This is a genomic window from Micrococcus sp. UYEF5 (genome assembly GCF_040546065.1).
GTDB lineage: Bacteria > Actinomycetota > Actinomycetes > Actinomycetales > Micrococcaceae > Micrococcus > Micrococcus luteus.
The window spans coordinates 423,723-436,709 of the sequence record NZ_JBEPNB010000001.1; the positions used below are offsets into that span (position 1 = coordinate 423,723).

Consider the following 12,987-nt stretch of genomic DNA (forward strand, 5'->3'; position numbering starts at 1 on the left):
CGGGACCCGCCCATCCTACCGACGGGTCTCAGAGCATCGCGCGGACCTCGGCGGCCGTCGCGCCGCGGTAGAGGCGCTCGAAGATGTCCACCGTCTTCTGGGCGGAATGATGCAGGGCCTTCGCGTGGGACGCCTCGCCCATGGCGGCGCGGTCCGCGTCCGAGAGGTCGAGGATCCGGGCGATCCGATCGGCCAGGGCCACGTGGTCCCCGGGCGGGAAGAGGTGGCCGTTGACGCCCTCGTCCACGAGGTGGGGCAACGCGAGGGCGTCCGCGAGGACCACCGGGGTGGACGCGCTGAGCGCCTCGAGGGTCACGAGGGACTGCAGCTCCGCCGTGCCCGGCTGGCAGAACACGTCGGCGCGCAGGTAGGCCGCCCGCAGCTCCTCCTCGGAGACGTGGCCGCGCAGCAGGACGCGGTCGGCCACCCCCTCCTCGTCCACCGTGGCACGGATGCGGTCGCGCTGCTCGCCGTCGCCGACGATCTCGGCGTGCACGTCCAGGTCGGGGCGGGTGCGGGCCAGGTGCGCGATCGCACGGATCAGCACCTCCACGTTCTTCTCCACGGCCAGCCGCCCCACGAAGAGCACGACCGGATGGCCGGGATGGTCCACCCTCTCCCCCGGCTGCAGCTCGTAGGCGCTCGCGTCGATGCCGTTGGAGACCGGGAGAACGTTGTCCAGGCCGGCGTGCTCGGCCATGGCCTGCGCGGCGAGGGCCGTGGGGGTGGTGACCACCGCGCCCTTGCCCATGAGTCGACCCATGTCCTTCCACGACACCCGGGAGACGGTGTCCAGGAACCACTGCGGGAACGGCAGGAACGGCTCGAGGTTCTCCGGCATGAAGTGGTTCGTGGAGACGATCCGGATGCGGCGCCGCTCGGCCTCGTTGATGGCGGCCTCGCCGATCATGTAGTGGCACTGGGCGTGCACGACGTCCGGCTGGACCTCGCGGTAGATGCGGCGGAAGGAGATCTTGGCATGCCGCGGGAGCACCACACGGTAGTACTCGTGCGTCGGCGCCGGCAGGGAGCGCAGCAGGTGCACGGTGGCCTCCGGCCGGTGCTCCACGGTGTCCGGGCCGGCGTCACTGCGCGGCATCACGACGTGGACCTCGTGGCCGCGCGCGTGCAGCGCCGTGGCGAGGCGGTGGCCGAAGGTGGCGGCCCCGTTGACGTGCGGCGGATAGGTGTCTGCGGCGATCAGCACCTTCAGGGGGCGGTCGGCGGCGATCCCGGGACGGTCGGACACGGCGGTCCCTCTCTGTGGTGGCGATGGCACGACGGCGCCCGGCCCGTGCCGTGAGGATCGGCCGCGGGCACGGCGCGCGTCCCACGGTAGCAACCGTCGGCGCCGGCACGAGGATGCGCGAGGGGGTCAGCCCCGGCGGGACGGGTGCTCGCGCGGGTCCTGACCGTCCGCCCGCAGGCCGCGGGCCTTGCCCACCGCGCGCACGAGGTAGTCCCCCGCGGCGAGGATGTGCAGCAGGCAACCGGCGCCGACCAGAGCCAGGGCCACGCCGCTCCACGGGCCGCCGTCGACCCCCGGCACACGGGCGAGCAGCAGCAGGGGCGTGCCCACCAGCAGCAGCGCGGTGCGCACCTTGCCCAGGACCGTGACCGGCAGATCCGGGCTGCCGCCGAACAGCCACAGGCACACGGCGGCGAGCACGAGGTCCGGGATCGCGATGGCCAGGGCGAGCCAGAGCGGGGCGATGCCGGTGGCCACGAACGTCACGGCCACCACCAGCAGGGAGAGGCGGTCCGCCACCGGGTCGAGCCACCGCCCGACCGTGGAGATCATGTCGAACCGGCGCGCCACGTAGCCGTCCACCCAGTCCGTGCCGGAGAGCACCGCCAGGATCACGAACGCGTCCAGGTGCCGGCCGTCGACGGTGAGCCACACGAACACCGGGACCAGGGCGAAGCGGGCCAGGGTGATGAGGTTCGGCACGGTCAGCCAGGTGTCGCGGACGCGGTACTCGTGGCCCTCGCGCAGGCCGACGTCGATCACACGCATGGGTCGCTCCTCCAGGGTCCGCGGGCGGACGCCCCCGCCGGGCGCCCCACACGCCCAGCCTACCGACGCCGTCGCCCCTGCCCGCAGACGACGAGGCCCCGATCCGTGGGGATCGGGGCCTCGGGGGCTGGGGAGGGCGGGCGCCCCCGGGTCAGCGGCGGCGCAGGCGGCCGGCGAGCGCCACGAACGCGGCGGAGGAGGCGCCGAGCAGCGCGAGCGGCTGCCAGTGGTCCTTCACGTAGTCCTCGGCCTCGGCGGTCCGCTCCCCCGCGCGGGCGGCACCGGTGAACGGCGCGGTCTGCTCGGTGGCGTGCGTGGTCTCGGGGGTGACGCCGCGACCCTTGCGCTGGGCGGCGAAGGCCGCGAGCTGGCCCTTCACGTTGGTCTTCTCGTCCAGGCCGGAGCGGATGTCGCCCAGGTGGCGGCGGCGCAGGTCGGCACGGCGACGGATCTCGGCCTCGGTGGCGTCGTCGCGGTCCGGGTGGGGAGCGGCCTCGCCGTTCTTGCGGGCCTTCTTGTTCTCCTCCTTCTCCACCTTCTTCCGCTCGGCCTCACGGGCGGCCTCGACACGCTTGGCCTCGGCGCGCTCCGCCTTGAGGCGGTCGTACTCGGCCGGGTCGAAGGCGTTGCCCTCCTTGAGGTAGCCGAGGTCGTACTCGAGGTTGCGCACGGTCTCCTGCGGCACGAGCGGCATGGCGCCCTTGACCATCACGAGGCCGACGCCGGCGAAGATCAGGCCGAGCACGAGAAACGCGAGCGCCACCATGAGCGCCGGGAACCAGAAGCTCGGGTCGGCGAAGGCGCCGACCAACGTCACCACGAGGGCGACCACCATGAGCGCGAGGAAGAACAGGCCCACCACCGCGACGCCGGCGCCGATGCCGGCCTTCTTGCCCTTCGCGGCCACGTGTCCCTTGGCGAGCGCGAGCTCGTCCTTCATCTGCAGGGGCAACAGGCGCACGACGGCGCCGAGCAGGTCGGTCAGCGAGCTCGCGCGGGTCTGCGGGGTCACCGGGACGGCGGTCCGCGGCGCGCGGGCCTTCGACGCATCGGCGGGGGGAGCCTGGTGGGACATGGTGCATGCCTTCCGTGGAGTGCCTGGACAGATGCGCCCGGGCGGCGCGGCGGCCACCGGGCATTCTCGAGCAAAACTATCACCGGCCCGCCCCCAGGGGGACGGGCCGGGTGCGCGCGGTGGCGGCTGGATCAGAAGTCGATGACCGCCGGGTCGGGGCCGAGGCGGCCGTCCTCGCGGTCGAGGGCGTCGATCCGGGCGACGTCGTCGGCGGTCAGCTCCACCCCCGCGGCCTCGAGGTTCGAGACGATGCGCTCGGGCGTCACGGACTTGGGGATGACCACGAAGCCCTGGGCGAGGTGCCACGCGATGACCACCTGGGCCGGCGTCGCGCCGCGGACCTCGGCGATCTCCGTGACCACGGGATCGGCGAGGAGGTCGCCGCCCTGACCGAGCGGGGACCAGGACTCGTGGACGATGCCGTGGCGGCCCTCGACCTCGCGCAGCTCGCGCTGCTGCCAGTACGGGTGGGTCTCGACCTGGTGGATCGCGGGCACCACACCGGTGGCCTCGATGATCTCCTCGAGCTGGGCGGCCGGGAAGTTGGAGACGCCGATCGAGCGCACCTTGCCCTGCTTCTGCGCCTCGATCAGGGCCTTCCAGGTGTCCACGTACTTCCCCTGCGCAGGCTTGGCCCAGTGGATGAGGTAGAGGTCGACGTAGTCGGTGCCGAGCTTGTCGAGCGAGGCGTCGAGGGCGGCGAGCGCCTCCTCGTAGCCCTGGTCCGAGTTCCACACCTTGGTGGTGAGGAACAGCTCCTCGCGGGCGACACCGGACGCGGCGATGCCGCGGCCCACGCCCTCCTCGTTCCCGTAGATCGCGGCGGTGTCGATGTGGCGGTAGCCGGCGCGGATCGCCTGCTCGACGACGTCGGCGGCGACGTCGTCCTCGACCTGCCACACGCCGAGCCCGAGCTGCGGGATCTGCTGGCCGTCGTGGAAGGGGACGGTGGGCACACTGGTCATGAGGGAGCTCCTGCAAGGTCGGGGTCGGGCGGATGCGTCGGATGCAACCGCGCGCGGGCGGCCGGCATTCCCGACGGCGGTCACCGGGCCGGGGCGCCGCCGTCGGACGTCCGCTCCCCCGCGACGACGGCGCCCACCGCGCGGGCGAAGGCCGCGAACACCTCAGCGGGGTCATTGGCCGTGACGAGCCGGGCGTTGGGGCGCCTGCCCCAGATGTCCCGCGTGTCGTGGACGGTCGTGCCGCGCAGCAGCTCCGAGTCCGCCTCGACGTCGACGACGGTGGCCCGCGTGGCGATGCGGGCCTGGCCCGCGGCCACCTGGGCGGCGAAGAGGTCGTGCAGGTGGGCGATGTAGCCCTGGTCGTAGTCGTGGTGGAACTCGAAGTAGAAGCGCAGCGCGTCGGCGAGCACGTCCAGGACGGGGCTGCCGGTGGCGGCGTCCGGCCCGGCGACCCGCGGTCGGTCCGCGGACCAGCCGACGGGGTGGGCCCCGGCGTCGGCCAGGAGGCCGTCCAGCAGGGCCGGCGTGTACTCGATCCGCTCCGTGGTCTCGAGCGCGCAGACCACCGGCAGGCGATCCTCGGGCAGGCCCTCGAAGGCCGTGAACACCTCCTTCGCGGCGTCCGGGTCCACCCAGGTGTTCCACTCGGCGGTGGGCGTGGTGTTGCCCGGATGATAGAAGGAGCCGCCCATGATCACGATGCCGCGGGCGAGGAACGGCAGGCGCGGCTCGGCGCGCAGAGCGAGGGCCAGGTTCGTCAGCGGCGCGGTGCAGAGGATCGTCGTCTCCCCGGGGTGGGCCCGCAGCTCGTCCAGCCACACGTCCACGGCGGGCCGGGACGAGAGCCGCTCGGGGCGCCGAACGATCCGGGCATGGCCGAGACCGCCGTCGCCGTGGGTCTCCGGGGTGGTGACCGCAGGGCGGCGCAGCGGGGTCTCGGCACCGACGGCCACCTCGACGTCGGCCCGACCGGCCAGGTCCAGCACCGCGGCGGTGTTGAGGGCGCAGTCCCGGGCGGTCGCGTTGCCGCCCGTGGTGGTGACGGCCGCGAGCTCGGGACCGGCGCCGAGGCGGTGGGCGCCCACGAGGTAAAGCAGGGCGCAGGCATCGTCGATGCCGGTGTCGACGTCGGCGAGGAGGCGGGCGGTCACGGGGTGGGCGTGCCGCCGTTGGCGTTGAGGGTCTCGCCGTTGACGTAGCTGGACTCGCCCGAGGCAAGGAACACGTAGGCGGGCGCCATCTCCACGGGCTGGCCGGCGCGGCCGATGGGGGTGCTGTGGCCGAACTCGGGCAACTTCTCCTCGGGCTCACCGTAGGACACGTGCTGCACCGTCCAGATGGGCCCGGGCGCCACCGCGTTGACACGGATGCCCTTCGGGCCGAGCTGCTCGGCCAGGCCCTTGGTGAAGTTGTTGATGGCGCCCTTGGTGGCCGCGTAGTCGAGGAGCCTCGGGTTGGGGTTGTAGGCCTGCACCGAGGTGGTGTTCACGATCGTGCTGCCCGGGCCCATGTGCTTCAGCGCGGCGCGGCTGAGCGTGAACATGGACATGATGTTGATCTGGAACGTCTCGTGGACCTGCTCGTCGGTGAGATCGGTCAGGTCATCGGAGATGAACTGCTTGCCCGCGTTGTTCACGAGGATGTCCAGGCCGCCGAGGCGCTGCGCGGCCTCGTCCACGAGGGAGGCACGGTAGTCGGCGTCCATCAGGTCGCCCGGCAACGCGACGGCGGTGCGCCCGGCCGCCTCGATCGCCGCCAGGACGCGGTCGGCGTCGGGCTGCTCCTGAGGCAGGTAGGCGATGGCGACGTCCGCGCCCTCACGGGCGTAGGCGATGGCGACCGCGGCACCGATGCCGGAGTCGCCGCCGGTGATCAGGGCCTTGCGGCCGGTCAGCCGGCCCATCCCCCGGTACGAGTCCAGACCGATGTCCGGGACGGGATCCGTCTTCACGTCCAGGCCCGGCTCGGGCTGGCGCTGCTTGGCGACGCGGAGCTTCGGGTGGCGGGTGCGCGGGTCGTCGTGGGCCAGCTGCGAGTCCCGCACGGGGATCGCGGGGGCGTCGTCCTTCTTCTCTGGAGTGGTCATGGGCCCGATGCTACGAGGCGAGCGCCAGAGGGTGACAAGGGACGGGGCGCGGCGTCGTCGGCGGCGTGGCCCACGCGACGACGGCGCCGCGGCGGCTAGGCGTCAACGCGGGGTCAGCGGGGCCCGCTGAGGCCGCGCAGGGCGCCACGGTGCTGGAGCACGTGCAGGTCCCAGCGTGCGCTGAGCCCCTCGAACAACCCGATGCCACGCCGGGAGTTACCTTGCTCGTCCAGGCGCGGCGACCACGTGGCGATGCCCAGGGCCCCGGGCACGGCGCCGAGCAGCGCGCCCGAGACGCCGGACTTCGCGGGCACGCCGACCTCGGCCACCCACTGGCCGCTGGCGTCGTACATGCCGCAGGTGAGCATCACGGACATCGCCTGCTGCGCTACCCACTCGTCCAGCACCCGCTCCCCTGTCACGGGGTTCGTGCCGCCAGCGGCGAGGGTGGCGCCCATGACGGCCAGCTGGGGTGCGGTGACCAGGACCGAGCACTGCGCGAGGTACCCGGCCACGGCCTCGCGGGCCGAGATGGGCAGCCGGCCGGCGTCGGCGAGCAGGTGGGCCAGGCCCAGGTTGCGGTCGGCGCGGGTGCGCTCGGCGTCGAGGACGTCCTCGCTGACCTCCAGCTCGACGCCGGCCAGCGCGCTGTAGCGGCGCAGCAGCAGGGCCGTCCGCTCGTCCTCGTCCCCGGCGGGCAGGAGGGAGTGGACCAGGATGGCGCCGGCGTTGATCAGCGGGTTGCACGGCCGGCCGTCGTCGTGCAGGGACAGGTGGTTGAACGACTCACCGGAGGGCTCGACGCCCACGTGCTCCAGCACGTGGTCCAGGCCGATCTCCTGCAGCACCACCGCGTAGGTGAGGGCCTTGGAGACCGACTGCAGCGCGAAGGCGTGCTCGGTCTCCCCGGCGGCGGCCTGGTGGCCGTCCACCGTGCACACCGCCACGGCGAGGCCGTCCACATGCTGGCCAGCGACGTCCTCGAGGTAGTCGGAGGGCTCGCCGCGGCGGTCGGACTCCACCTCGTCGAGCATCGCGCGCAGGTCGTCGTCGAATCGCGTCGTGTCCATTCCTGGTCACAGTAGTGGACGGGCAGGCGGGCGGGCGCCGGGCCGGTCACGGCGTTCACTGGACCGGGGCATTCGGGCCCATCGGCAGGTCCAGCCGCATCCAGCCGATGACCATGCCGGTGCACGCGGGCAGGAAGGCGATCGAGGACGGGAGCATCGTGGCGATCAGGGAGCCGATGCCCATCTTCCGGTCGTACCTCTGAGCCACCGCGATGATCAGCGGGACGCTACGCCTGCCGCGGCGGGTCAAGGCAAGACCCGGGAACCCGTGCCGGGGCTATCGTCGGGGGATGGACGTGCGGATCGGGACCTCCGGCTGGACCTACAGGCACTGGCGCGGGACCTTCTACCCGCAGGGGCTGCGGATCGCCGATCAGCTCGACCACTACACGGAGCGATTCCGGACGGTCGAGCTCAACGGCTCCCACTACCGCTGGCCGGCGGACAGCACCGTCGAGGCCTGGCGCGAGCGCCTGCCCGCCGGCTTCGAGATGGCCGTCAAGGCCTCCCGCTACCTGACCCACTACCGCAAGCTCAACGAGCCGCAGGACTGGGTGGAGCGCATCGTGCACACGCTGGACCTGCTCGGTGACCACGCCGGGCCGCTGCTGCTGCAGCTGCCGGCCAACCTGCACCGCGACGACGACCGACTCGCCGGGTTCCTCGGCCTGCTGCCCGAGCGGGTGCGCGTGGCGGTGGAGGTCCAGCACGAGTCCTGGCTGGACGAGGACGTGTTCGACCTCCTCGACCGGCACGGGGCGGGGTTCGTGGTCTCGGTGATCGCCGGGCGGGAGCCGGTGCTGCGCGCGACCGGGCGCCTCGCCTACGTGCGCTTCCACAACGCGGACCCGGACTGGCGCTACGGCGGCTCGTTCTCCGACGCCGAGCTCTCCCCCTGGGTGAAGCGGCTGCGGGAGCTGACCGGCGCGGACGCGGCGGGCGCGCGCCCCGCCTACGTCTACTTCAACAACGACAACCACGGCCACGCCGCGTTCAACGCGCTGACGCTGCGCAGGATGGCGGAGACCGAAGCCTGACACGTGCCGAGCGCGTGCCTAGCGTGAGGAGGAAGCGGCGGCCGAGCGCCGCCGTCGTCCCCCGAGAGCACAGGAAGGCAGACGCACATGACCCTCATGCAGATCCCCACGGACCACGGCACGATCGGACTGAACGTGGAGGAGGCCGGCCACGGGCGTCCCGTGGTCCTCATCCACGGCTGGCCGCTGACCCTCGACTCGTGGAAGGACCAGGTCGCAGCCCTGTCCCCGCACTACCGCGTGATCACCTATGACCGGCGGGGCTTCGGTGCCTCGGAGAAGCCCGCCGGCGGGTACGACTACGACACGATGACCGCCGACCTGCACGGTCTGCTCACCGAGCTCGACCTGCGTGACGTGACGCTCGTGGGCTTCTCGATGGGCGGTGGCGAGGTGGCGCGCTACATGTCCCGGTTCGGCGCGGACCGGATCCACTCGGTGGTGTTCGCCGGCGCGGTGCCCCCGTACCTGCTGAAGACCGACGACAACCCCGACGGCCCGCTGACCGAGAAGCAGGCCGCCGAGATGCGCGCGGGTCTCGAGAAGGACCGCGAGTCGTTCTTCGACGACTTCACGACGACGTTCTTCTCCACCCCCAAGCTGGCCGGCCTGACCAGCAGCCTCAAGGTCACCGAGGAGCAGCGCCAGGAGGCCATCCGGATGGCGCTGCAGTCCGACCAGACGGCGGCGCTGGCCTGCATGGACGCGTTCGGGGCCACCGACTTCCGCCGCGACCTGCCGGCAGTGACCGTGCCGGCCCTGGTCCTGCACGGCGACGCCGACCAGATCGTGCCGTTCAAGGGCTCCGGCAAGCGGACGCACAAGGCGATCGACGGCAGCCGCGTCGAACTCGTCAAGGATGCCCCGCACGGCTTCAGCATCAGCCACTCCGAGGAGTTCAACCGGATCCTGCTGGAATTCCTGGCGGAGTGAGGGGGCAGGTAGGCCCACCAGAGTGCTGAACGCGACACGGCGCTCGTGGGGGTGGTGCATGCCATCCACCACGGCGCCGACGCTGACCTGTCAGGCTCGATCCGACGCCGTGATCACCCGGAGCGCGGGATCAGGCCGACCGGCCGGCAGAACCGCGCGTCAGGACGTCGAGTACGAAGCCGATCAGCCCATGACGGGTGCGCGCGTCCTGAAATAGGCCAGATCGGAACTGCGAGCCCCGGTCCTCGTGCACCAGGCACCCAGCCACCACGGCTGCACCGCCGCGGCCTGCGACGGCCTTGTTCGCGCAGAGACAGAGCTTCTCCTCAGCCGTGAAGTGCTTCCTGATGTCGGTCAGTCAGAGCCTGCGCGGCGCTTCTGGAGCGGGCTGGCGCACAGACCGAGGTGCTGTCGATCCATGACGGCGAGATTCAGGCGCGTGAGAAGGGTCTGCCATGAGTTTGCTTGACACGAGTTATCAGGCGGCGGCAGCCGCCTGGACTGATTGAACCATCTCGAACTCGACAGGGGTGAGCTTCCCGAGACGGGCCTGCCTACGACGGCGGTGATAGGTCCGCTCGATCCAGCTCACGATCGCGAGCCGGAGCTGGTCGAAGGACTGCCAGCGACGCCGGTTCAGCACGTTCTTCTGCAACAGCGCGAAGAAGGATTCCATTGCCGCGTTGTCCCCAGCAGCACCGACCCTGCCCATCGACCCGACCAGGCCGTTGACCCGGAGCGTCTCCACGAACCGCCTGGCTCGAAATTGCGATCCTCGATCCGAATGCACCCGGCAACCCTGCACCTCGGCCTTGCCTCCACGCCGGCCCAGAGCCATCTGCAGGGCGTCCACGGCCAGCTGCGAGCTCATCCGCCGATTGATCGAGTAGCCCACGATCCGGTTCGAGAACACGTCCTTGACCGCGCAGAGATAGAGCTTGGAATCCCCGGCCCAATGCTCTGAGATGTCCGTGAGCCACAGCTGGTTCGGCTTCTCAGCGGCGAACTCACGACGAACCAGATCATCATGAACGGCAGGGCCAGGACGCTTGCCCGAGCCGCGACGGATCGAGTGGCAGCAGCGGACCTTCACGAGCCGACAGGCCTTCAACACCTGATGGTCCGACACGGCCAGGCCACGGCCGCGGAGCTCATCAGCCAGGAACCGGTATCCGAACTCCGGGTCATCGGCATGGGCATCGAGGACGGCGTTGGCGGCATGCGCGTCGGACCATTCCCGCTCGCTGACAGGTTCGGCCAGCCACTGGTAGTAGGCCTGACGGGAGAACCCGAGGACCCGGCAGGAGAGTTTCACGGCAATCCCGTCGCGGGCCAGGTCCTTCACGACGGGATAGGTCATTTTGGGGACTGACCCAATTTCAGGTTCGCCTGGGACAGATACGCGGCCGCACGCCGTAGGACCTCGTTCTCCATCTCCAACTCGCGGTTGCGGCGCTTGAGAGCCTTCAGCTCCTCGTTCTCAGCCTTGGTGATGCCGGGCCGGATCCCGGCCTCGACATCATCCTGGGCCAGCCAGCGCCGTAGGCAGGACTCGGCGATGCCGAAGTCCTTCGCGACCTGCGCGATCGGCATCTGACCCTTACGGGCGATCGCGACCACGTCCTGGCGGAACTCTCGGGGGTATGCAGCGGGCATGGGGTCATCCTTCCAGCAGTCCCTCCCGGGACCACAGATCAGATGTCAACCAAACTCACGGCAGACCCTTTCCTCCTACGGGTCAGGACGGGGGTGCCGGGCCAGAGGTCTCGGGCGGGCTGGGCACGGTGGGTGGGGGTGAGCGATAAAGGCATGTTCTTTCCTGGGCGGCCACCGTGCGATGCCCCCGTGGATGGAGGGGTGTGGGCCGGGCGGGAGGGTCAGTGGATGTAGGAGAAGACGCCCATCATCCCGGCCTCGGCGTGGTAGGCGTTGTGGCAGTGGGTTAGCCACTGGCCCGGGTTGTCCGCCTCGAAGTCGAAGACGATGGTTTGCCGGGGTTTGATGATGACCGTGACCTTGCGGGCGCCATGGTCGGCCAGCTGGAAGGTGTGGCCGTGCAGGTGCATGGGGTGCCACATGTCGGTGTCGTTGGTCATCGTGACCCGCACGCGTTCGTCCAACCGGAGTTCGAAGGCGCCCTCGAAGGGGTTGGCCGGGTCGAAGCGTCGCCCGTTGATGCCCCAGTCGTACTCCATCATCGATCCGGTGAGGCGTACCCCGTGGGTCGTGGTCGGGTCCTTGGGTGGGAGCAGGACGGATTCGTGTGCCTTCAGTCGGCTGCCATCGAGCACGGTTCCGCCCAGGGTCTGTGGGAGCCGACCGGAGAGCGTGGTCTTTGGACCGGCTGCGATGATGCCGTAGGCGTGGCCGGTCTTGCCCTCGGGCAGGGCCAGTACGGGCACCGCCTGGTCGCCGAGGGTGATCAGCACGTCCAGGCGTTCGCCCATCCCCAGGACGACGGCATCGGCCTGGCGGGGCTGGACCGGGAACCCGTCGGTGTGGGTGATGGTCAGTTCCTGGCCGGGGATCCCGACCCGGTAGGCGGTGTCTCCGGCCGCGTTGATCAAGCGCAGGCGGATCCGGTTGCCCGGGGTGCTGGAGAAGGTGTCCGGGTCGGATGGGGGGCGGCCGTTGAACAGGTGCACGGGGATCTTCACGTCGCCGGCGTCCCCGCCCAGATAGTCGCTCTCAGCGCCCATGAGCATGTGCTTCATGGGCATGCCCGAGGAGCTGTCCTGGCTCATGGACCCGTGGTCCATGCCCGCCATGCCGGCCATGCCCTCCATGTCGCCGGACATGTCCATCCCGGCGGAGAGTTCCTCGACGACGTCCTGCGGTGTTCCGGTGATCCCGTCGAGCCAGTCGTCCAGGATCACGACCCATTCCTGGTCGTAGCTGAGGGGCTCGTTGGGGTCCTCGACGATCAGGGCCCCGTACAGGGCGCGTTCGCGCTGGGTGTCGAAGTGGGAGTGGTACCAGTACGTGCCCGGATGGGACAGCCGGAAGCCGTACGTATAGCGTCCTCCGGCGGCGATGGGGTCCTGGGTCACCCCCTGGACTCCGTCGGCGTCGTTGCGCAGGGCCAGCCCGTGCCAGTGCACGCTCGTGTCCTCGGGCAGGTCGTTGGCGACGCTGACCTTGAGCAGGTCCCCGGTCTGGGCGCGCAGCAGCGGCCCGTTGAGGCCGTCGTTGTATCCCCAGGTGGTCAGGCCCCGACCCTGGAGGGAGGTCTCGAGGGGTGCGGCGGAGAGCCGGTGGGTGACGGTGGTGCCCGAGGCGGCGCGTCGTTTCTCGTACTCGGCGACCAGCGGGTCGGTGGGCAGGATGCGCCCTGACGGTTGGGGGCTGATGACGGGATCGGCGCAGGCGGCCAGCCCGGCCAGCGCCAGGGCCCCGACGGAGGCGCCCAGGAAGGTGCGGCGGGTGGTCAGTGAGGAGGTCATCGGTTCTTCTTTCCGTCATCCGGCCCCGTGTCGCAGGCGGGCGCGACGGGGCCGGGCATGGCTGATCAGTTGCTGGGTGAGGCCGGTGGCGTACCGGGGCTGCGTGCCGCTGTCACCCGGAGGTATTGGCGGACCCTGCGCTCACCGGTGGGGCGCGGCCGGGGGCTTTAGGTGCGGCTGACGGCCAGTTGAGCCAGTGAAGGGTCCACGGGGGCCGGAAATGGGCAACCCAGGGCAGGGGTGGTGCGGTCAGTCCCCCACCGGGGCTAGGGCGTGTCTGAGAATAGATGCACGAGTCAGCTGAGACCCTGGGGACATGTCCCGGTTCCAGATGCTCTCTGACACCCAATGGGAGTTGATC

At 70.9% G+C, this 12,987-nt stretch carries 11 protein-coding genes and 1 pseudogene; 2 read left to right on the forward strand and 10 right to left on the reverse strand.

Annotation, left to right across the window (positions count from 1 at the left end; genetic code table 11):
• Nucleotides 1–28: 28 nt before the first annotated feature.
• The 8 genes from ABIB16_RS02025 to ABIB16_RS02060 form a co-directional block, all read right to left on the reverse strand.
• Entirely contained in the window at nucleotides 29–1,249 is a 1,221-nt protein-coding gene (locus tag ABIB16_RS02025; RefSeq protein WP_060974056.1) for a glycosyltransferase, read from the reverse strand.
• A 126-nt stretch (nucleotides 1,250–1,375) separates the two neighbouring features.
• Entirely contained in the window at nucleotides 1,376–2,017 is a 642-nt protein-coding gene (locus tag ABIB16_RS02030) for a CDP-alcohol phosphatidyltransferase family protein (RefSeq protein WP_020624488.1), read from the reverse strand.
• Between the two features lie 151 nt (nucleotides 2,018–2,168).
• On the reverse strand, nucleotides 2,169–3,092 hold the full coding sequence (locus ABIB16_RS02035) for a phage holin family protein (protein ID WP_061866739.1): 924 nt from the start codon (nucleotides 3,090–3,092) through the stop codon (nucleotides 2,169–2,171).
• Nucleotides 3,093–3,223: 131 nt separating this feature from the next.
• Entirely contained in the window at nucleotides 3,224–4,057 is an 834-nt protein-coding gene (locus tag ABIB16_RS02040; protein WP_060973449.1) for an aldo/keto reductase, read from the reverse strand.
• An 80-nt stretch (nucleotides 4,058–4,137) separates the two neighbouring features.
• The gene (locus ABIB16_RS02045) at nucleotides 4,138–5,208 is read right to left on the reverse strand and encodes a nucleoside hydrolase (protein WP_061866740.1); all 1,071 of its coding nucleotides are present in this window, start codon (nucleotides 5,206–5,208) and stop codon (nucleotides 4,138–4,140) included.
• Nucleotides 5,205–6,143, reverse strand: a complete 939-nt coding sequence (locus ABIB16_RS02050) for an SDR family oxidoreductase (RefSeq protein WP_036314031.1) — start codon at nucleotides 6,141–6,143, stop codon at nucleotides 5,205–5,207. Before ABIB16_RS02050 ends, ABIB16_RS02045 begins: the two co-directional genes overlap by 4 nt.
• A 113-nt stretch (nucleotides 6,144–6,256) precedes the next feature.
• Nucleotides 6,257–7,213, reverse strand: coding sequence for a glutaminase A (glsA, locus tag ABIB16_RS02055; RefSeq protein WP_060974229.1), 957 nt, complete (start codon nucleotides 7,211–7,213; stop codon nucleotides 6,257–6,259).
• A gap of 55 nt (nucleotides 7,214–7,268) precedes the next feature.
• A complete protein-coding gene (locus ABIB16_RS02060) occupies nucleotides 7,269–7,463 on the reverse strand; it encodes an AbgT family transporter (protein ID WP_255351321.1) in 195 nt (64 codons plus the stop codon).
• A 40-nt stretch (nucleotides 7,464–7,503) separates the two neighbouring features.
• Between ABIB16_RS02060 and ABIB16_RS02065 the strand changes: the two genes are divergently transcribed.
• Nucleotides 7,504–8,250: a DUF72 domain-containing protein gene (locus tag ABIB16_RS02065; RefSeq protein ID WP_044659465.1), complete on the forward strand. Its 747-nt coding sequence runs from the start codon at nucleotides 7,504–7,506 to the stop codon at nucleotides 8,248–8,250.
• An 87-nt stretch (nucleotides 8,251–8,337) separates the two neighbouring features.
• Nucleotides 8,338–9,183 (forward strand): alpha/beta fold hydrolase, encoded by an 846-nt coding sequence (locus ABIB16_RS02070; protein WP_010079170.1) that lies wholly within the window; start codon nucleotides 8,338–8,340, stop codon nucleotides 9,181–9,183.
• A gap of 478 nt (nucleotides 9,184–9,661) precedes the next feature.
• Here ABIB16_RS02070 and ABIB16_RS02075 read toward each other — a convergent pair.
• Together ABIB16_RS02075 and ABIB16_RS02080 are read right to left on the reverse strand one after the other, a co-directional pair.
• Nucleotides 9,662–10,839: pseudogene (locus tag ABIB16_RS02075) on the reverse strand (IS3 family transposase).
• Nucleotides 10,840–11,060: 221 nt separating this feature from the next.
• Nucleotides 11,061–12,626 carry a multicopper oxidase family protein gene (locus tag ABIB16_RS02080; protein ID WP_060974119.1) on the reverse strand — a complete coding sequence of 522 codons (1,566 nt, stop codon included), beginning with the start codon at nucleotides 12,624–12,626 and terminating at the stop codon, nucleotides 11,061–11,063.
• Nucleotides 12,627–12,987 lie beyond the last annotated feature (361 nt).